This is a genomic window from Pseudoxanthomonas sp. LARHCG66 (genome assembly GCF_052871755.1).
In genome coordinates this window covers 584,676-603,090 of the sequence record NZ_JBIXJW010000001.1, presented here as the reverse complement: position 1 = coordinate 603,090, position 18,415 = coordinate 584,676, and the positions used below count along the sequence as shown (strand labels likewise).

The following is an 18,415-nucleotide window of genomic DNA, read 5'->3' as shown; positions in this document are numbered from 1 at the left end:
GATAAATCGGCTTAAACTGATTTGACCGTTCGCCAATGGCGAACAATCGCTGGAGCCGCCATGCACCGCCTCGACGCCATGCAGGCTTTCGTCCGGGTCGCCGAGATGGCCAGTTTCACCCGCGCCGCGGACAGCCTGGGCCTGCCCAAGGCCAGCGTGTCCACTGCCGTCCAGCAACTTGAAGCGTGGGTGGGCACTCAACTGCTGCACCGGACCACGCGGCGTGTGCAGCTGACCCAGGACGGCCGGGCGTTCTACGAGCGCTGCCAGGACCTGCTGGCCGACATGGACGAGGTGCAGCACCTGTTCGTGCGTACACCCCAGGCATTGCGTGGCCGGCTGCGCGTGGACATGCCGGCGCGGTTCGCACGGCATTTCGTGCTGCCGCAGCTGCCGGCCTTCCTGCACGATCACCCGCAACTGGAACTGGAACTGAGTTGTACCGACCGTCGGGTGGACGTGGTGCGCGAGGGCTTCGACTGCGTGCTGCGCGTGGGTACGCTGGCCGATACCAGTCTGATCGCGCGGCCACTGGGCCAGTTGCGCGTGGTGACCTGCGCCAGCCCGGCGTACCTGCAGCGGCATGGCATGCCGCAGTCACCGGAGGACCTGCATGCGCATCGCATGATCCACTACGCCAGCACCTTCGGTGGCAGGCCGGATGGGTGGGAGTACTGGGACGGGGTGCAGTTCACCAGCGTGCCGGTGCAGGGTGCGCTGACGGTCAACAGTTCCGATGCCTACGAAGCCGCCTGCATCGCCGGCCTGGGGCTGATCCAGGCGCCGGCCGCAGGGTTGCGGGCATTGATCGACCAGGGCCTGCTGGTGGAAGTGCTGCCGCAGTACCGTGCCGAAGCGATGCCGGTGTCCCTGCTGTATGCGCATCGTCGCCACCTGCCGCAGCGCGTGCAGGCATTCATGGCATGGCTGGCGGAGACGGTGCGGCCCTACCTGGACGCCTGATCCACGGCGTGGCGTGCGCGGCGCACCTCATGCGGTCTGCCGTCCGCCGGTGTCGGCTTGCGCGTGGCGACGCACGAGGAGGCGGAAGAACGGGCCGGTCAGCAGGGTCGACAGCACGGCCAGGGTGACCAGTGCGGCGAAGGCGTGTTCGGACAGCAGGCCGTGGTCACGCAGGATGGTGGCCGCGACGATTTCCATCAGCCCCTTGCATTGCAGCAGCGCACCCACGGCCAGCGCTTCACGGCGCGACAGCGAGGGGGCCGGCGGACACAACAGTACCGCGACCAGCTTGGCGACGACCGCCAGCACGAGCAGCACCAGCGACGCCTGCAGCGAGGCCCAGCCCAGCACGCTGCCATCGATCTTCAGGCCGCTGTGGCCGAAGAACAGCGGCGCCAGCCCGATCAGGGCGAACTGGCCCAGGCGTTCCACTGGCAGTCGCCTGGACCATGCCGGCGGCACCATCGCGCCACCGAAGTAGGCGCCGAGCAATGCATGCAGACCCAGCTGCGAACTCGCCCAGGCGCCGGCCACGAGGAACACCGGCAATGACAGCCACACCAGCCACAGGGGCAGCTGTCCGTGCATGCGCTGCGCCAGTGTGCCGGCGGCGGCCAGCATGACGAGCGTGCCTGCCGCGAGCAGGTGCAGGGCGGAGGCGCCGGCCAGAAGCGAACCGCCTTCGGCCGCCAACAACAGCAGTGCCAGGCCGATCCACAGTACGGCGTCGTCGATCACGGCGATGCGCAGCGCGAGCTGGGTCAGCGGCCGGTGCAGCGGGCCGAGTTCGCGCACGATACCGATCAGTACCGGCAGCGCGCTGACTGCGATGCACAGGCCGATCGCAAGCGCCCCCATCCAGGCGCCGCCTTCAGGCGCCTCCCAGCCCGGCAAACCGGTGAAGTAGGCATGCGCTGCAAGCGTGCCGAGCGCGAACGGCAGCAGCAGCGCCATGCCCGCGCTGGCGACGAAGCGCAGCGCTTGCGTGCGCGGCAGCGGCTTGGCATCGGCGGTGGTGGGCAGGTGCGCGGACTGGCGCGTTTCCAGGCCGGCGGTGAACGCAAGCAGCAGTACGCCGATGAAGCCGATCTGGTCGCCGGGCTTCGACGGTATGCCCCAGCTGGCAGGCAGCACGCCGGTGGCGGCCAGCAGCAAGCCGATGATGATGGGGACGACGGCGATGGGAATGGAACGCCCCAGCACGCGCCACGCCGTCCAGGCCAGGCCGATGAAGATCAGGGCATCGAGGGCGAGCGCAGTCAGGTCGGTCATGGTGGCGATGTTACCCGCGCGCCGCACGCGGTATCGCGTGGCGTTGGATACCCATGCCGGGTTTCAGATCCCGTAGTCAGGCAAGACCAGTTCGTCGTGGAAGTAGCGCCCCATCAGGAGCCTGGGGAAGACGGGGAGCCGCATCAGGAGCGTGGTGTAGTCACGCAGGCGCACGCCCAGCGCCGTTCTGGGCACGAACGAGGCTGCCAGGCTTTCCGCATGTTTCTGCTTGCGGGCGATGACAGCGTGCAGCCGTGATTGGTAGCGGGCGAGCGCGGCAGCGGTGTCGTTGCCGTGCCGGTGCAGCTCGCCCGCAAGCACGTAGGCTTCCGCCAGCGCGAAGCCGGCGCCTTCTCCCGCGATGAGGGAAGGGCACGCGGCAGCGTCGCCGATCAATGCCACGTTGCCCTGGACCCAGCGGTCCATGCGGATCTGGCTGATGCTGTCGAAGTAGATGTCGTCCGTCTGTGCGATGGCTGAGACGATGGCATCGGATTCCCACCCGATGCCGTCGAGGGCGCGGGTCAATGCGGCCTTCCGCCCGGCATGATCGCGGGGCGTCCCGCCCGCGAGGTACTCGTCGCGCAGCAGGACGAAGAAGAGCATCCGATCGTCGCGCATCGGAAAGCGGGCCACGTAGCGGCCGGGCGCGGTATACGCCACATAGGCATTCCCGTTGCGTGGCCGGTAGCCGGCTGCCTCGAACGAGGCGACGTGGCATCCCATCGGGTATTCGAACCGGGTATCGGGGCCGAACACGTGGTGACGGACGCGCGAATGCAGGCCGTCGGCGCCGATCACGAGATCCGCCTCCTGCGGTGGCGCATGGTCGAAGCCGACGCGTACCCGTGTTCCGTCATCGTCGATGGTGGTGACGCTGTCGCCGAACCGGGTGTCCATCTGGCCGTCCAAGGCGCCGTAGATGGCTGCGGCGATGTCGGACCTCGCCAGCGTGGCCATGCGCCCCTTGGCGAGCTTCAACAGCACGCTGGACGGGTAGCCGCCACGGGTACGCCCGGCACGGTCCACCATGCGCAACTCGTCGGAATGGTGCTGCAGTTCCAGCAGCCTTGGCAGCAAGCCCATCTTTTCCAGTGCGTCGTAGCCGATGCCCCACAGGTTGACCACGAACCCGCCAGTGCGCAGGTCGGGCGCGCGTTCCACCAGCGTCACGTGGTGGCCGAGCCTGCCCAGCCAATACGCGAGCGCGGTACCCGCGATGCCCGCTCCGTTGATGACTACCTTCATCGACGCGTCTCCCCGTGAGTCGAATGCAAGCGTGCCCAGTATCGCGCGTGCACGCACGTTGTAGCGACGGTACGAAAAAGCCCCGCATCGGCGGGGCTTTTTCGTCGTCCGTGGCGCCGCACTCAGGCGTCCACTTCGTCCTTGTACGCATCCACCGGAATGCAGGCACACATGACGTTCTTGTCGCCGTAGACGTTGTCCACGCGGGCAACCGGCGGCCAGTACTTCTGCAGCTTCAGCGTGGCCAGCGGGAAGGCGGCCAGTTCGCGCGGATAGGCGTGGGTCCACTCGCTGGCCATCACCATCGTGGCGGTGTGTGGCGCGTTCTTCAGCGGGTTGTCCTCGCGGTCCAGGCGGCCGTCCTCGACCGCGCGGATTTCCTCGCGGATCTCGATCATCGCGTCGATGAAGCGGTCCAGCTCGTGCTGCGATTCGCTCTCGGTGGGTTCCACCATCAGCGTGCCGGCGACCGGGAAGCTCAGCGTGGGTGCGTGGAAGCCGAAGTCGATCAGGCGCTTGGCCACGTCCTCGGCGCTGATGCCGGTGCGGTCCTTGATCGGGCGAAGGTCGAGGATGCACTCGTGCGCCACCAGGCCGTTGCGGCCGGTGTAGAGCGTCTCGAAATGCGGTTCCAGCCGCTTGGCGATGTAGTTGGCGTTGAGCAGTGCCACCTGGGTGGCCTTGCGCAGGCCCTGCGCGCCCATCAGGGTGACGTACATCCAGCTGATCGGCAGGATGCTGGCACTGCCGAAGCTGGCCGCTGACACCATGCCGACATCGCCTTCGCCGCCCAGCTTCTTCGGCAGGTACGGCGCCAGGTGCGCCTTCACCGCGCACGGACCCACGCCGGGGCCGCCGCCGCCATGTGGGATGCAGAAGGTCTTGTGCAGGTTGAGGTGCGAGACGTCCGACCCCCACTTGCCTGGCTTGGCCACGCCGACCAGGGCATTCATGTTGGCGCCGTCGGTGTACACCTGGCCGCCATGCCGGTGCACGATCTCGCAGATCTCCACCACGTCTTCCTCGAACACGCCGTGCGTGGAGGGGTAGGTGATCATGATCGCGGCCAGGCGTTCGCTGTACTTTTCGGCGGCGCGGCGGATGTCCTCGACATCGACATTGCCGTTTGCGTCGCACTTGGTGACCACCACGGTCATGCCGCACATCTGCGCGGACGCCGGATTGGTGCCGTGCGCGGATTCCGGGATCAGGCAGATGTCGCGGTGCGCTTCACCGCGCGAACGATGGTAGGCGCGGATCGCCAGCAGGCCGGCGTACTCGCCCTGCGCGCCGGAGTTGGGCTGCAGGCTGACCGCGTCGTAGCCGGTGCATTCCACCAGCATGGCTTCCAGTTCGTCGATCAGCTGCGTATAGCCGGCCGTCTGGTCCGCGGGCGCGAACGGGTGGATGCTGCCGAACTCCGGCCACGTCACCGGGATCATCTCGGCGGTGGCATTGAGCTTCATGGTGCAGCTGCCCAGCGGGATCATGGTGCGATCCATCGCCAGGTCCTTGTCGGCCAGGGCACGCATGTAGCGCAGCAGTTCGTGCTCGCTGTGGTGCGTGTTGAACACCGGGTGGGTCAGGAAGTCGCTGGTGCGGCGCAGGGCGGCAGGCACCAGCGAGGGCGCGCTGGCGTCCAGGGCGTCGACCGACGGCAGCGCGGCGCCTTCCTCGGCGAACACGCCCCACAGCGCTTCCACATCGGCGCGCGTGGTGGTCTCGTCCAGCGAGATGCACAGCGAGCCATTGCCGCGCACACGCAGGTTGATGCGGGCGGCATGGGCGCGGGCGAGGATAGCGTCGCGTGCGTCGCCGGGTTCGATGCACAGCGTGTCGAAGGCGCTGGCATGCACGGCCGGGTAGCCCAGCGTGCGCAGGCCTTCGGCGAGGATGGCGGTCAGGCGGGCCACGCGGTCGGCGATGCGCTTGAGACCCTCCGGGCCGTGGTAGACGGCGTACATGCTGGCCATGACGGCGAGCAACACCTGTGCGGTACAGATGTTGGACGTGGCCTTCTCGCGGCGGATGTGCTGCTCGCGCGTCTGCAGGGTGAGGCGGTAGGCCGGCTTGCCCTCGGCATCGACCGACACGCCGATCAGGCGACCCGGCATGCTGCGCTTGTAGGCATCGCGGCAGGCCATGAACGCGGCGTGCGGGCCGCCGAAACCGAACGGCACGCCGAAGCGCTGCGAGTTGCCGATCACGATGTCCGCACCCATTTCACCCGGCGGCTTCAGCAAGGTCAGCGCGAGCAGGTCGGTGGCGACGACGAACAGCGCGTTGTGCGCGTGGATGGTCTCGGCATCCTTCGTCCACTCTTCCACCCAGCCGCTGGAGGCGGGGTACTGCACCAGCACGCCGAAGTAGTCACCGCCGGCCAGCTTCTGGTGGAAGGCATCCGTGGAACGCACGACATCGACGGTGATGCCCAGCGGTTCGGCGCGGGTGGCGAGCACTTCCAGCGTCTGCGGGTGGGTGTCGCCGGCGACCAGGAAGGTGTTCGACTTCGACTTGGCCGAGCGCTTGGCCAGCGTCATCGCTTCCGCGGCGGCGGTGCCTTCGTCCAGCAGCGAGGCGTTGGCGATTTCCATGCCGGTCAGGTCGGCGACCATGGTCTGGAAGTTGATCAGCGCTTCCATGCGGCCCTGCGAGATCTCCGCCTGGTAGGGGGTGTACGCGGTGTACCAGGCCGGGTTCTCAAGGATGTTGCGCAGGATGACCTTCGGCGTGAGCGTGCCGTAGTAGCCCTGGCCGATGAAGCTGCGGAACACCTGGTTGCGCGTGGCGACGGCACGGATCTTGGCCAGCGCCTCCTCCTCGTTGATCGGCGCGGGCAGGGCCAGCGGCTGTGCGGACTTGATGCTGGCCGGCACGATGGCGTCGGTCATCGCCTCCAGGGAGTCATGGCCGACGATGCGCAGCATGTGTGCGATCTCGGCGTCGTTGGGGCCGATGTGGCGTTCGAGGAACGCACCGTGGTGCTCGAGCTCGCGCAGGGAGGGGGTGTTCGACATGGGAGGCATCCGGGAAGGGCAATAGGACCGGGCACGCGGAAACCGCGTGTGGGGTGCCCCTCTGTCCTTTTGCCTGAGAGTTTGGAAGCGCGGCGGACGAGGTCGCGTGCTTCGTGCCCCTTCGGCGCCGGCGCTGCCACGAGGGCGGCCGGTCTCTCCAGAGTGTTTGCAGCAGGGGTGGTATCGGGCCTGAGCGATTACGGGCGTTTGCGCCTTCGGCAGCACGTCGCGGACGACGGGCTTCTCCCACCGGGTCTTGCCGGCCGATTATAGCCCGGCGCGGCGGGCCGCTGGCGGTTTCGGCGTACCATGTGCAGCCCCGCGCCGCCTGTTCATGCATGCCGGCCGCGCCCGCCTGGAGTTTTTCCCCGCAATGACGGCTCCCCGCGCCATCTCCAACCGCCGCCTGGCCCTCCTGCTGGGTGGGCTGGCGATGTTCGGCCCGTTCTCCATCGACACGATCTTCCCTGCGTTCCCCGCCATGGGCGCGCACCTGGGCGCCGACAAGGTGGCGATGCAGCAGACGATCAGCGTGTACCTGCTGACGTATGCGCTGATGAGCCTGGTGCATGGGCCGCTGTCGGATACGTTCGGCCGCAAGCGGGTGATCCTGGGGGGGCTGATCGTGTTCCTGCTGGCGTCGGTGGGCTGCGCGCTGTCCACCGACATGGCCACGCTGCTGTTCTTCCGTGCCGTGCAGGGCCTGTCGGCGGGCGTGGGCTTCATCGTGGGGCGCGCGGTGATCCGCGATGCGCGCAACGGCGATGACGCGCAGCGGCTGATGAGCCAGGTGTCGATGATCTTCGGCATCGCACCGGCCATCGCACCGATCGTGGGGGGCTGGATCCTGGGCTGGAGCGCGTGGCCGATGATCTTCTGGTTCCTCGCCGGCTTCTCGCTGCTGTTGCTGGTGGCGGTGGTCGGCTGGCTGCCGGAGACGCATCCGCCGGAAGCACGCCTGCAGGTGTCGCCCCGTCGCCTGCTGCGCGATTACGTGGGCATCGTGCGCAACCGGCGTTTCGTGCGGCTGGCGCTGGCCGGTTCGCTGAGTTTCGGTGGCCTGTTCCTGTACATCGCTTCCGCGCCGGCGTTCGTGATGGACCTGCTGCATCTGAACGAACAACAGTTCGCGTGGCTGTTCCTGCCGACCATCGGCGGCATGGTGCTGGGCGCGTTCCTGTCCGGGCGTGCAGCGGGACGTGTCGAAGGCGCGCGCCTGGTGAGGATCGGCTACGCGTGCATGGCGCTGGCGATGGTGGCGAACGTGGCCTACACCGCCTGGGCGGGCGACGACATCCGCGTGCCCTGGGCGGTGCTGCCGATGATGCTGGCGGCACTGGGCGTCGCCCTGGTGTTCCCGATCCTGACCCTGGCCATCCTGGACATGTATCCGCGCCAGCGCGGCGCTGCTTCGTCGCTGCAGGCGTTCAGCAACCTGGTGGTCAACGCGATTATCGCCGGCCTGCTTTCACCGCTGCTGAGCCATCACGGCCTCCACCTGGCACTGGGCATGGCGGGCTTCGTGCTGGCCGGCTGGCTGATGTGGCAATGGGAAGCGAATGCCAGCCGGCGCCTGCCCGCGTGCCCGCGCGAGCCCGCAGCGCTCGAACCCACCGATCAACTCTGACTTCCTGCGAGACCGTCCATGTCCATCCAGTCCAAGGCGCGCCGCGAGGCGAAGAAGCGCAAAGCGACGAAGGCGCACAACCAGGCGCGAGCGAATGCGCCCGCCATCGAGCCGCATGCCGAGTTGCGCAATCCCGAGGGCGAACTGCTGGCTGGCGTCGTGCGTCAGGCCGGCGTCTGGGTGCTGGGCATGGACGGCCGCATCGCGGGCACCTCCGACAGCGCCGCCGAAGTGCTGGCGATGATCAAGCAGGCGGCGGTGCTGCACGAAGCACAGGGCAACGCGGTACGCCTGGTGTATTCCGACGAACTGCGCGACACCGCCGTGATCGAAGCCGCCACGCAGGGACTGACGCTGGAGCAGTTCGAAGCGCAGCTCGCCGAACAGATGAAGACGGGCAAGCCGGATCCAGCGCCGGACGTGAACTGACGCGCGTTGCATCCCTGTAGGAGCGACGTCAGTCGCGACCGCGTCCTGGGGCTGGCCATCGACGAGTCACGAGGCGGCCGTGGTTCCGCTGCCGCGCTCTGTGCTCATCATGGTCGCACTCGACTCCTCCAGCCGTGCGGTCGCGACTGACGTCGCTCCCACAACGTCGCATGCCGTCGGCGCAGCCACACCGCCAGACCCGCCATGACGCCCACCGGCACCCAGATCCAGCGCAGTTCCGACGCCAGTACCTCCGCGCCCCGCGCGCTGAAGAAACGGTTCGCGAACGGCGACACTTCGATCACCTGCCAGGGCGCGAAGTGACGTGCGTCGGACCACGGCCAGAACAGCGCGACGCCCAGGCCGCCATCGGTCAGCATGTCCAGCAGTGGATGCGAGGCCACGGACAGGGCGATGAACAGGAATGCGGTGACGGCGCGCACCTTCAACCACCGTGCGAAGCCCGCCGCGAACGCGCCGCAGAAGACGGCGAATGCGAGCGAGTGGCTAGCGCCGCGATGGCCGAAATCATGCGCGTACTCGATCCCCAGCTTGAACATCGCCACGTCGGCATCCGGCAGCATCGCGGCGACCATGCCGGCGGCGACCAGTTTCGGTGGAAGGCGTGTCCGCCCCAGGGCAACGCCGGCGGCCAGGGGAATCAGGGCGTGGGTAAAGATGGTCGGCATGGCAGTGGATGCTTTTCGGTCGGTTCGCATCCAGCCTGCGCGCGCGATGTGTGCTGCCGATGAAGCCTGTGAGGGGCCGCAAAGGAAGAGGCCGGCATACGCTGGCCTCTTTGTCACCTGCTCGCTGCGATCAGCGCTCGCGCAGCGAGTGTCGCGCGGGGGTCGTCACGCGGGGACGTTCGATGGCGGGCCGCGCAGTCGGCCTTGTCATGGTTTCCGTTGGGACGATGGTGCGTGAGCCCTGGCCCTGCGCGACGGCGCCGGCGGAACGTATCAGCGGCTGCGAGCTGTTCTCGCGCACTGGCTCCGAGGCTATCCACTGTTTGATGTGCGGAAAGACAAGGTCGAGCCGCGAGTAGTGGTCGCGGTTGAAGGCGTTGGCGATGTCGCCCGAGTTGGAGCATAGGGCGTCGCCGCCAAGAAGACCGCCGCGGAGACGGTAACTGTTGTCGCTGTAGCGGGTGAACAGGCCTGAGCCGCTGCTGCCGCCCTCGGTGGTGCCTTCATGCCATCCCACGGTGAACTGCCGGGAATAGGTGTCGGTGAGATGCTGTCCACGCGAGTACTTCTTGGCATCGCCCGAGGGGTGATGGATGGCGATCACCTCGGCACCCGCCGCCAATGTGCTCGCATCCCATCCTGCGAATGTGGCGTTGGCAGGTGCGGGGTTGCGCAGGCGCAGCAACAGGGCGTCGACGTTGGCGTCATGGAACATCACGTCTGCACCGCCCGTCAGGGGGTTGCTCTTCACGCCGTTGAACCCGCCGCAGGTCGAATTCTCGTAAGCCCAGTACGTATTGAGGCTCGCGGCGACCTTGCTCCTGTCCTGTACCGGAACGCCGTTGGAGCCGCCGCTGAAGCAGTGATCCGCCGTGTAGAACCAGGGCGTTTGGGTGCCGGGTGTCGTATCGTTGAGCAGCGTACCCGTGCATATGAAGGTCCCGTAGACGCTGCCATTCGTGTTGTAGGCATTGAACAGCATGTGTGCGACGGCGTTCTTTGCCTCCACATAGGCTGGCCCCAGGCTGCTTGTCCTGCAGACCGCGTCGATGTTGCAGCTACCCGACTCGCCCAGCTTCTCGACGATCTTGAAGCTGTTGCTGCTGTTGGCCAGCAGATGCGATACCTGGGGGGCCTGAATGCGCGCCTTGTCGGCCACAACATGAGCTGGCCGGTAGATCTCGATGATCTGGGCAATGCCGTCGGTGGCGGGACTCCAGAACAGGCCGTTGGCGCCCGCGGTCCTCTGCGCTTCGAGTGCCGTGACGGACGCGACGATGCGCGTCGGATCGTCCGAGCCCGCGAAGCGCAGTTCAGTATGGGGGTGGAGATCACGTACCTGTAGTCCGACGCGCAGCCCCAACGCATCCGGAGAATGGACCTGCAGTCGAGCGACGTTGCCGCCGTCTTTCAGGGGCACCCAGCGCAGTGTGGGCGTTGTGCGCGAGATGCCTTCGCCCGCGAGTTGGCGACCGATGCCAATCTGGGTGGCCTTGATGCTGCTCCTCGCGGCATTGCGCTGCTGGAGCTGGAACACGCGCTGGACAGACATCTCGCGATAACCGATCCGGGTGTTTTCGCGCGCGGGGAAGGTGGCCAGTTTCCACATGGGCGCGGGCTGTGCCAGCGTGCGGCTGGTCTCGCCAGCGACCTGCATGCTGCCGGCATTTGCCCAGAGGGGCGTGACCATGAGGATGCAGGCGAGCACGCTCAAGATGTGATTCTTCTTCATATATCAAACGTCCCTGTTGTTCGGTGTTCTGGATGAAAAGACGGGCCGTCACCGGCCCGTCCCGTTGCTGCAGCTTACGACTTCGCCGGTGTCGCGGGTGTCGGCGTGGCTGCCGCCGCAGGCACCTGCCAACCGCAGGTCTGCCCTTCGTTCTGCTGCTTCAGCCAATCCTGCAGCGGAGCGAAGTACTCCAGCACCGCGCCGGCGTCCATCTTCTCGCCGCCGGTGAGTTCCTTCAGCGTGGACTGCCACGGCTGGCTAGCGCCCTTTTCCAGCATCGCCCAGAACTTCTGGCCCGCCGCCTTGTTGCCGTAGAAGCTGCAGTTGTACAGCGGTCCCTTGTAGCCGGCCGCGTCGCACAGGCCCTTGTAGAACTGGAACTGCAGCACGTGCGAAAGGAAGTAGCGCGTGTACGGTGTGTTGCCCGGCACGTGGTACTTCGCACCCGGGTCGAAGAAATCCTCGCCGCGCGCGGTGGCCGGCGCCACGCCCTGGTACTTGGCCTTCAGTTCCCACCAGGCCTTGTTGTAGTCGGCCGGCTTGATGCTGCCGTCGAACACGCCCCAGCGCCAGCGATCGATCATCAGGCCGAACGGCATGAACGACACCTTCGCCAGCGCCATGCGCATCTGCGCATTGATCAGCGCTTCGTTGCTCTGCTGCGGGGCGTCGACCATGCCGATCGACTTCAGGTAGTCCGGCGTCATCGCCAGCACCATGGTGTCGCCGATCGCTTCGTGGAAGCCGTCATGCGCGCCGGTCTGGAACAGCGGCGGCAGCTTGTTGTAGGCCAGGTAGTAATAGACGTGGCCGAGCTCGTGGTAGATGGTGGTGAAGTCTTCCTCGTTCGGCTTGATGCACATCTTGGTGCGTACGTCGCCGGCCATGTTCATGTCCCACGCGCTTGCGTGGCAGACCACGTCGCGGTCCATCGGCTTGATGAACTGGGTCTTGGACCAGTAACTCTCCGGCAGCTTCGGCATGCCGAGGCTGGTGTAGAACTCCTGCGCACGTTCGGTCATCTGCTTGGCGACCTGCAGCTGTGCCTCGCGCTCGGCCTGGAACAGCTTGTCGGTGCCCGGTCCCGGGCCGGCCTTGCCGAGTGCCGCCTGGTAATCAGCCTGGTACTGCTTTTCCAGCGCGCCGGTGATGTCCAGGCTGCCGGCACCCTTGTAGGGCTCCAGCACGTCCCACAGGTTGCCCCAGTCCTGCTGCCACATGTTGCCCATCAGGTGCGCCGGCAGCAGGCCGTTGACCTGGCCCTTCTCCACGCCGTAAGTGGCCTGCAGCTTGGTGCGGGTGTAGCAGTGCAGCTGTTCGTAGAGCGGCTTGACCTGGCCCCACAGGCGATCGGTTTCGGCGGCGATCTCGGCGGGCGTCATGTCGTAGCCGCTGCGCCACATCTCGCCGGCGTCGGCGAAGCCCATTTCCTTGGAACCTTCGTTCACCAGTTCGACGAAGCGCGTGTAATCGGTGCGCATCGGCTGGGCGATGGTGTGCCAGCCCTGCCATGCGTCCAGCTGGGCGTCGTAGTCGCGGCTGCTGCGCAGCACATCCTCGAGTTCACCCAGCTGCCGGCACTTCTTGTCGTCGCCCTCGCCGGTGCAATAGGTGCCGGCACCGTAGGTGCCTTCCATCTTGGTGGCGATCTGGGTCAACTCGGCCAGCTTGGCCGGATCCTTCGGCGCAGGCATCGCGGTGGCCAGCTTCAGCAGCTGGATGGCGCGCGCGGTCTCGGGCGACATCTTCTGGCCTTCGAACTTCTTCGCCTGCTCGATCCAGCTGTTGAGCTGGGTCAGGTAGCGCTCGTTGCCCTTGGCGGCGAGCAGCTGGCTGTCGTCGTTGATGTAGGTGCTGGACAGCCATTGCGCGGCGGTCAGCTCCGGGTACATTTTCTTGAACTCGTCGTTGACCCGCGCGATGAACTGGTCGGCGGTCTCGCCCTGCGGCGCGGTGGGCACGCCGGCGGTGTCTGCGGCGGGCTCGTCCTTCTTGCAGGCGGCGAGCGTGGCGACGCAGGCGCCGACGGCGAGTGCGAGCAGGAGATGGCGTTGCTTCACGGGAAGTCCTTCAGGGTGCGGCGGGCGCAGGAACCGGAAGGGTAGTGAGGGTGGGGGAGGGGGTGCAAGTGCGGCGCCCCCTTACTGCAGGAGCGACGTAAGTCGCGACCGGAACGTTGAACGACCCAGGGCGCGCAAAGCATGCCGCAGAGCCGTTGTTGGCGCCTTCGCGCCAGGCGGGGTGTCCTGGTACGCGCAGGCGTGCGGTCGCGACTTACGCCGCTCCTACAGGGACGGCCCGTCAGTGATGAGGCAGCCCGTGTTCCTCCAGGAAGGCGCGGGCATCGTCGGCGTCCTGTTCGAACCACGCCTGCGTCGATCCCAACCGGTACGTGTAGCCCCACGCGTCCATGTCCGCCATCAGCCGGCCGCGACCCACGCCCGGCAGTTCGTCGGCCAGGATGATCTGCAGGCAGCAGGTGGCGTCTTCCTCGATCACCGAATCGGTGGCGTCGGTGTGCACCTGCGCGCGCCGTTCCGGCGGCAGGACGATCAGGTGGCAGGCTTCGTGCAGCATCGAATGCACGGGTGTGTCACCACGGACGTAGACGTTGTGGGCGATGACGCCGGCTTCCGGTTCGCCCCAGAAGCTGCCGGGAATCGGTGCGCCGTCTTCGATGCGGTGCAGGACCAGTCCGTAACGCGCCAGCAGCGTGGCCGCGGCACCGAGCGGCAATGCCGCCAGGCGCATCACGTCGGGTTCGAGGGTGTCTGCAGCGGCATTCATGCGGGCGGGACAGTCAGGGCGGAGCGATGCTCCGCCCGTGGTCAGGAGTTGCCTTCAGGCAGCGCGACCGAGATGTCCAGCACGTCGTGGTCGCCGTCCTTGATCAGGTCGACCTTCACCGCGTCGACGTCGACGTTGACGTACTTCTTGATGACTTCCAGCAGCTCGCGGCGCAGCAGCGGCAGGTAGTCGGGGGCGCCACGCGAATTGCGCTCCTGCGCGATGATGATCTGCAGGCGGTTCTTCGCGGTTTCGGCGGTGTTCTTCTTCGCCTTGAGGAAATCGAACAGGCCCATGTTCAACCTCCGAACAACTTGGTGAAGAAACCCTTCTTCTCAAGGGTGATGAAGCGCATCGGGCGGTCTTCGCCCAGCAGGCGCCCCACCGTGTCGTCGTAGGCCTGGCCGGCCGGCGACTCCAGGTCGAGGATGACCGGTTCGCCCTTGTTGGAAGCGTTGAGCACGTCGCCCGACTCCGGAATCACGCCCAGGGTCTTCAGGCCCAGCACGTCTTCCACGTCCTTGATGCTGAGCATCTCGCCGCCTTCCACGCGCGCCGGGTTGTAGCGCGTCAGCAGCAGGTTGGCCTTCAGCGTCTCGCCGTTCTCGGCCTTGCGGGTCTTGGAGTCCAGCAGGCCCAGGATGCGATCGGAGTCGCGCACGGAGGACACTTCCGGATTGACCACCACGATGGCCTGGTCGGCGAAGTACATCGCCAGGAACGCGCCCTTCTCGATGCCGGCCGGCGAGTCGCACACGACGTAGTCGAAGCCGTCATCGGACAGGTCCTTCAGCACCTTCTCCACGCCTTCCTTGGTCAGCGCATCCTTGTCGCGGGTCTGCGAGGCGGCCAGCACGTACAGCGTGTCGAAGCGCTTGTCCTTGATCAGGGCCTGCTTCAGGGTGGCTTCGCCCTGGGTGACGTTGACGAAGTCGTACACGACGCGGCGTTCGCAGCCCATGATGAGGTCGAGGTTGCGCAGGCCGACGTCGAAGTCGATGACCGCGACCTTCTTGCCGCGACGGGCCAAACCGCATGCGATGCTGGCGCTGGTGGTGGTCTTGCCCACGCCGCCCTTGCCGGACGTGACTACGATGATTTCAGCCAACGGTGTTCTCCTTGGTCGTTCTTCTATTCGGGGTAACGCAGCGCATCATTCCTGCGCGACGATCTTGAGTTGGTCCTGGTCCAGCCAGATCTGCACGGCCTTGCCGCGCAGTTCCTTGGGTACTTCCTCCATCACCTTGTAGTGACCGGCGACGGCGACCAGTTCGGCATGGAACTCGCGGCAGAAAATGCGCGCATCGGCGTTGCCGCGCGCACCGGCGAGCGCGCGGCCGCGCAGGGCGCCGTAGATGTGGATGGAGCCGTCGGAGATGACTTCGGCGCCGGCACCCACGGTGCTCAGTACGGTCAGGTCGCGGTTTTCCGCGTAAAGCTGCTGGCCCGATCGCACAGGGGTCTTCTGGACCAGCCCAGGCCTGGTGTCGGCGGCTTTCGGCGTGGGTGCCGGCGCCGCCTTGGCGGGGGCAGGCGCGGGTTCGGCCCGCGCGGGTGCGGGTGTGGCCTGCGCCACCGGCTCGTACTGGGCACGGAACTTGGCCAGCAGGGGCAGGCCGAGTTGTTCGGAAAGGGTTTCGGTTTCACGCGTGCCGTAGGCCAGCGCCACCGGGAGGACGCCGGCACCGCGCAGCCCGTCGATCAGTGCGCGTGCGGTTGCTTCGTCCGGCAGGCGGGTCAGGCCGCCGAAGTCGACGATCACGGCAGCGCGGCCGAACAGCTTGGGCGCGCGCTCCACGCGCTCGCGCATCTCGCGGATCAGCTGGTCGACATCGAGGGTGCGGATGCGGAGGTTGGCGATGCCGACCTGGCCGATCTTCAGTTCACCGGCCTGTTCGTAGTCCATGGAGGCTCGCGTCACGCTCATGTACCCGTCGGCCGTTGCGTGCTGGCATCGGCCAGCAGCCGGGTGCGGGCCCACGGTGCGTCCGGCAGGGCGTCGCCATAGGTTTCGCGGACCCACGGATAGCTGCACAGTTCCTTCATCAGCATGCTGGCGCGCACGTTGGCCTCGGCCATGACGTTCTGGCCGATCTCGCGGAAGCCGAAGCTGCCATGGAAGAGCAGGGCGGGGTCGGCGCCATGGTCGAGGAAGACTTCGCAGGCCAGCTGCGGATAGCGCAGTTCCGCATAGCTCTGCACGTCGGCGTAGAACGCCCGGCCCACGCCGCCGCCGCGGCGGCGGCTGGCCACCACGATGCGGTCGATGTAGAAGAACTGGGGGTAGCGCTCGCGGAACCAGGCGAAGTTGCTGCTGTCATGCCCGGCGTTCGAGCCGAAGCCGACCAGGAAACCGGCGAGGTTGCCGTCGCGTTCGGCGACGCGGAAGTACTCGGCCTGTTCGTAGAAGCGGCGGACCTTGGCCGAATCCAGCGGCAGGATCGCCAGTCCGGCATTGTTGTTGAGGGCTAGGACGGAATCCAGCTCGTGCTCGCGCACGTCGCGGATGACAATCGACATTACCTGACTCCGAACGGGTCTTGCAGGGTGGCGCACGGCCAAGCGGGGATTATCGCATGGTGCCGCAGCGACGGGCGAGGCGGCGGGTGAGCGGGGGATGAACCCGGCCATCCCCATTCCAACGCGGGCATGACTTTAGTTGGGACATGGCCGCGCGCGATTCCGCCTAAGATGCCCGGATGTTGGGACGACTCAGCCATACCCGCCTGCTGCGCGCCGCCGGGCTCTACACATGGGCCCTGGTGGGGATTCCCATCATCCTGAATGTGTGGGTGCTGCCGCCGTCCAGCGGAACGGACGAGCAGGGCGTCAACCTGCCGCTGACCGCGCTGTGCTACTTCACCTTTGGCGGCGTCTACTGGCTGGCGACGCGTGCGCTGGATGGCCGTCGGGATGGCCTGCCGGTGGCATGGAACGTGCCGCTGGCCATGGTGCTGACGGCGACCGCGATCGGGGTGGGCTTCTACACCCAGACCGGGTTGGGCGCCGTGCTGCTGCTGATCATGGCCGGCGTGCTGCCCTGGCTGCTGGAACTGCGCTTCGCGGTGGCCTGGCTGCTGGCCGCGCACGTCCTGCTGGTGCCGTCGTTCATGGCCCGCGACGACTTCAATTTCTGGGAGGCCCTGTTCCAGTCGATGTTCTACGTGGGGTTTTCGGCCTTCGTGCTGATCACCACCTACGTAGCGCGCCAGCAGGCCCAGGCACGTGAAGAGCAGCGGCGACTCAACGCGGAACTGCGCGCCACCCGCGTGCTGCTGGCCGAGAGCGCCCGGGTGAACGAGCGCACCCGCATCTCCCGCGAATTGCACGATCTGCTGGGGCACCACCTGACCGCCCTGAGCCTGAACCTGGAAGTTGCCGGCCACATGACCGAGGGGCGCGCGCAGGAGCACGTGCGCCAGGCGCATACGCTGGCCCGGCTGCTGCTGACCGACGTACGCGAAGCCGTCAGCCAGCTGCGCGACAGCGGCGCCATCGATCTGGGGGCGGCACTGGTTCCGCTGGCCGAAAAAGTCCCTTCGCTGGCCATCCACATGGATATCGAAGAGCCCCTGACCCTCGAAGACCCGCACCGCGCCCATGTGTTGCTGCGGTGCACCCAGGAAATCATCACCAACGCCGTCCGCCATGCCAACGCCCGCCACCTGTGGCTGCATTGCCGGCGCGACGGGGCGAAGATCCTGATCGATGCCCGCGACGACGGTGCCGGCAGCGGGCAGGTGGTCGCCGGCAACGGCCTCACCGGCATGCGCGAGCGCCTGTCCCAGTACGGTGGCGACCTGCGCATCGAGACGCAGCCCGGACGGGGCTTCTGCCTGCACATCGCGTTGCCCGTCAACGAGGCCGCACCCGGCCTCGCGCCCCGCCCCCTTCCCCAACCCGAACCCACACCCGAGCTCAGCTCCGGAGGAACCCCGTGATCCGTGTCTGTCTGGTCGACGACCAAACCCTGGTACGCCAGGGCATCCGTTCCCTGCTGGCGCTGGACGACGGCATCGAGGTGGTGGCCGAGGCCGCAGACGGGAAACAGGCCGTCGACCTGGTCCCGCAGGTCAACCCCGACGTGGTGCTGATGGACATGCGCATGCCGGTGATGTCGGGCCTGGAGGCGCTGCAGGCGCTGGCCAGAACGGGCCAGCTTCCCCCCACCATCATCCTCACCACGTTCGACGACGACCAGCTCGTCCTTGCCGGGCTGAAGGCCGGCGCCAAGGGCTACCTGCTGAAGGATGTGTCGCTGGAGCAACTGGTCGGCGCCATCCGCACCGTGGCCGGCGGCGGCTCGCTGGTGCAGCCGGCCGTCACCCAGCGCCTGCTGTCCGGCCTGGAGCACATGCGCAACGAGTTCGTCAGCCTGGACCGCCCGGACCCGTTGACGGACCGCGAGACCGAGATCCTCCGGCTGATGGCCAGCGGCTTCTCCAACAAGGAGATCGCCAACTCGCTGGGCGTGGCCGAGGGGACCATCAAGAACCATGTCTCCAACATCCTCTCCAAGCTGGGTGTGCGCGACCGCACGCGGGCGGTGCTCAAGGCGTTCGAACTGCAATTGGTCTGAAGCCCGCGGCAGGCTCTGTTGCTGCGGCGCACAGGTGCGCCATGGCCGCCGAGGCTCCTTTCCATACGCCCC

16 protein-coding genes and 1 riboswitch are annotated in these 18,415 nt (G+C 67.0%); of the genes, 5 read left to right on the top strand and 11 right to left on the bottom strand.

Annotated features, from left to right (window positions below):
• The first annotated feature begins 60 nt into the window (after window positions 1–60).
• The gene (locus ACIPRS_RS02935; protein WP_337730235.1) at window positions 61–963 is read left to right on the top strand and encodes a LysR family transcriptional regulator; all 903 of its coding nucleotides are present in this window, start codon (window positions 61–63) and stop codon (window positions 961–963) included.
• A gap of 27 nt (window positions 964–990) precedes the next feature.
• On the opposite strand, the gene ACIPRS_RS02930 is transcribed toward ACIPRS_RS02935, so the two are convergent.
• The 3 genes from ACIPRS_RS02930 to gcvP form a co-directional block, all read right to left on the bottom strand.
• Complete coding sequence (locus ACIPRS_RS02930) at window positions 991–2,235, bottom strand: cation:proton antiporter (protein ID WP_446537451.1); 1,245 nt, start codon at window positions 2,233–2,235, stop codon at window positions 991–993.
• 63 nt (window positions 2,236–2,298) lie between these two features.
• A complete protein-coding gene (locus ACIPRS_RS02925) occupies window positions 2,299–3,483 on the bottom strand; it encodes an FAD-binding domain (RefSeq protein WP_446537450.1) in 1,185 nt (394 codons plus the stop codon).
• A 122-nt stretch (window positions 3,484–3,605) separates the two neighbouring features.
• Entirely contained in the window at window positions 3,606–6,509 is a 2,904-nt protein-coding gene (gene gcvP, locus ACIPRS_RS02920) for an aminomethyl-transferring glycine dehydrogenase (RefSeq protein WP_446537449.1), read from the bottom strand.
• A 42-nt stretch (window positions 6,510–6,551) separates the two neighbouring features.
• Window positions 6,552–6,671: riboswitch (glycine riboswitch) on the bottom strand.
• 202 nt (window positions 6,672–6,873) lie between these two features.
• Here gcvP and ACIPRS_RS02915 point away from each other — a divergent pair.
• Together ACIPRS_RS02915 and ACIPRS_RS02910 are read left to right on the top strand one after the other, a co-directional pair.
• A complete protein-coding gene (locus tag ACIPRS_RS02915; RefSeq protein ID WP_446537448.1) occupies window positions 6,874–8,127 on the top strand; it encodes a multidrug effflux MFS transporter in 1,254 nt (417 codons plus the stop codon).
• An 18-nt stretch (window positions 8,128–8,145) separates the two neighbouring features.
• The gene (locus ACIPRS_RS02910; RefSeq protein ID WP_192200655.1) at window positions 8,146–8,556 is read left to right on the top strand and encodes a hypothetical protein; all 411 of its coding nucleotides are present in this window, start codon (window positions 8,146–8,148) and stop codon (window positions 8,554–8,556) included.
• A gap of 107 nt (window positions 8,557–8,663) precedes the next feature.
• Here ACIPRS_RS02910 and ACIPRS_RS02905 read toward each other — a convergent pair whose 3' ends face one another.
• From ACIPRS_RS02905 to ACIPRS_RS02870, 8 genes are all read right to left on the bottom strand, one after another.
• Window positions 8,664–9,245, bottom strand: a complete 582-nt coding sequence (locus ACIPRS_RS02905) for a metal-dependent hydrolase (protein WP_446537447.1) — start codon at window positions 9,243–9,245, stop codon at window positions 8,664–8,666.
• Between the two features lie 130 nt (window positions 9,246–9,375).
• Window positions 9,376–10,977 (bottom strand): trypsin-like serine peptidase, encoded by a 1,602-nt coding sequence (locus tag ACIPRS_RS02900; RefSeq protein WP_446537446.1) that lies wholly within the window; start codon window positions 10,975–10,977, stop codon window positions 9,376–9,378.
• A gap of 74 nt (window positions 10,978–11,051) precedes the next feature.
• On the bottom strand, window positions 11,052–13,037 hold the full coding sequence (locus ACIPRS_RS02895) for a M2 family metallopeptidase (RefSeq protein WP_446537445.1): 1,986 nt from the start codon (window positions 13,035–13,037) through the stop codon (window positions 11,052–11,054).
• A 241-nt stretch (window positions 13,038–13,278) separates the two neighbouring features.
• On the bottom strand, window positions 13,279–13,728 hold the full coding sequence (locus ACIPRS_RS02890) for a hypothetical protein (RefSeq protein WP_446537996.1): 450 nt from the start codon (window positions 13,726–13,728) through the stop codon (window positions 13,279–13,281).
• A 77-nt stretch (window positions 13,729–13,805) separates the two neighbouring features.
• On the bottom strand, window positions 13,806–14,060 hold the full coding sequence (minE, locus tag ACIPRS_RS02885; protein WP_192200660.1) for a cell division topological specificity factor MinE: 255 nt from the start codon (window positions 14,058–14,060) through the stop codon (window positions 13,806–13,808).
• Between the two features lie 2 nt (window positions 14,061–14,062).
• Window positions 14,063–14,872: a septum site-determining protein MinD gene (gene minD, locus ACIPRS_RS02880; protein ID WP_142123892.1), complete on the bottom strand. Its 810-nt coding sequence runs from the start codon at window positions 14,870–14,872 to the stop codon at window positions 14,063–14,065.
• Between the two features lie 45 nt (window positions 14,873–14,917).
• Window positions 14,918–15,691 (bottom strand): septum site-determining protein MinC, encoded by a 774-nt coding sequence (gene minC, locus ACIPRS_RS02875; protein WP_446537444.1) that lies wholly within the window; start codon window positions 15,689–15,691, stop codon window positions 14,918–14,920.
• Window positions 15,688–16,284 (bottom strand): GNAT family N-acetyltransferase, encoded by a 597-nt coding sequence (locus tag ACIPRS_RS02870; RefSeq protein ID WP_446537443.1) that lies wholly within the window; start codon window positions 16,282–16,284, stop codon window positions 15,688–15,690. The genes minC and ACIPRS_RS02870 overlap by 4 nt, the downstream gene beginning before the upstream one ends.
• Before the next feature lie 179 nt (window positions 16,285–16,463).
• Between ACIPRS_RS02870 and ACIPRS_RS02865 the strand changes: the two genes are divergently transcribed.
• Window positions 16,464–17,705: a sensor histidine kinase gene (locus tag ACIPRS_RS02865; protein WP_446537442.1), complete on the top strand. Its 1,242-nt coding sequence runs from the start codon at window positions 16,464–16,466 to the stop codon at window positions 17,703–17,705.
• Complete coding sequence (locus tag ACIPRS_RS02860) at window positions 17,702–18,343, top strand: response regulator (RefSeq protein ID WP_142123895.1); 642 nt, start codon at window positions 17,702–17,704, stop codon at window positions 18,341–18,343. The genes ACIPRS_RS02865 and ACIPRS_RS02860 overlap by 4 nt, the downstream gene beginning before the upstream one ends.
• The last annotated feature ends 72 nt before the right edge of the window (window positions 18,344–18,415 follow it).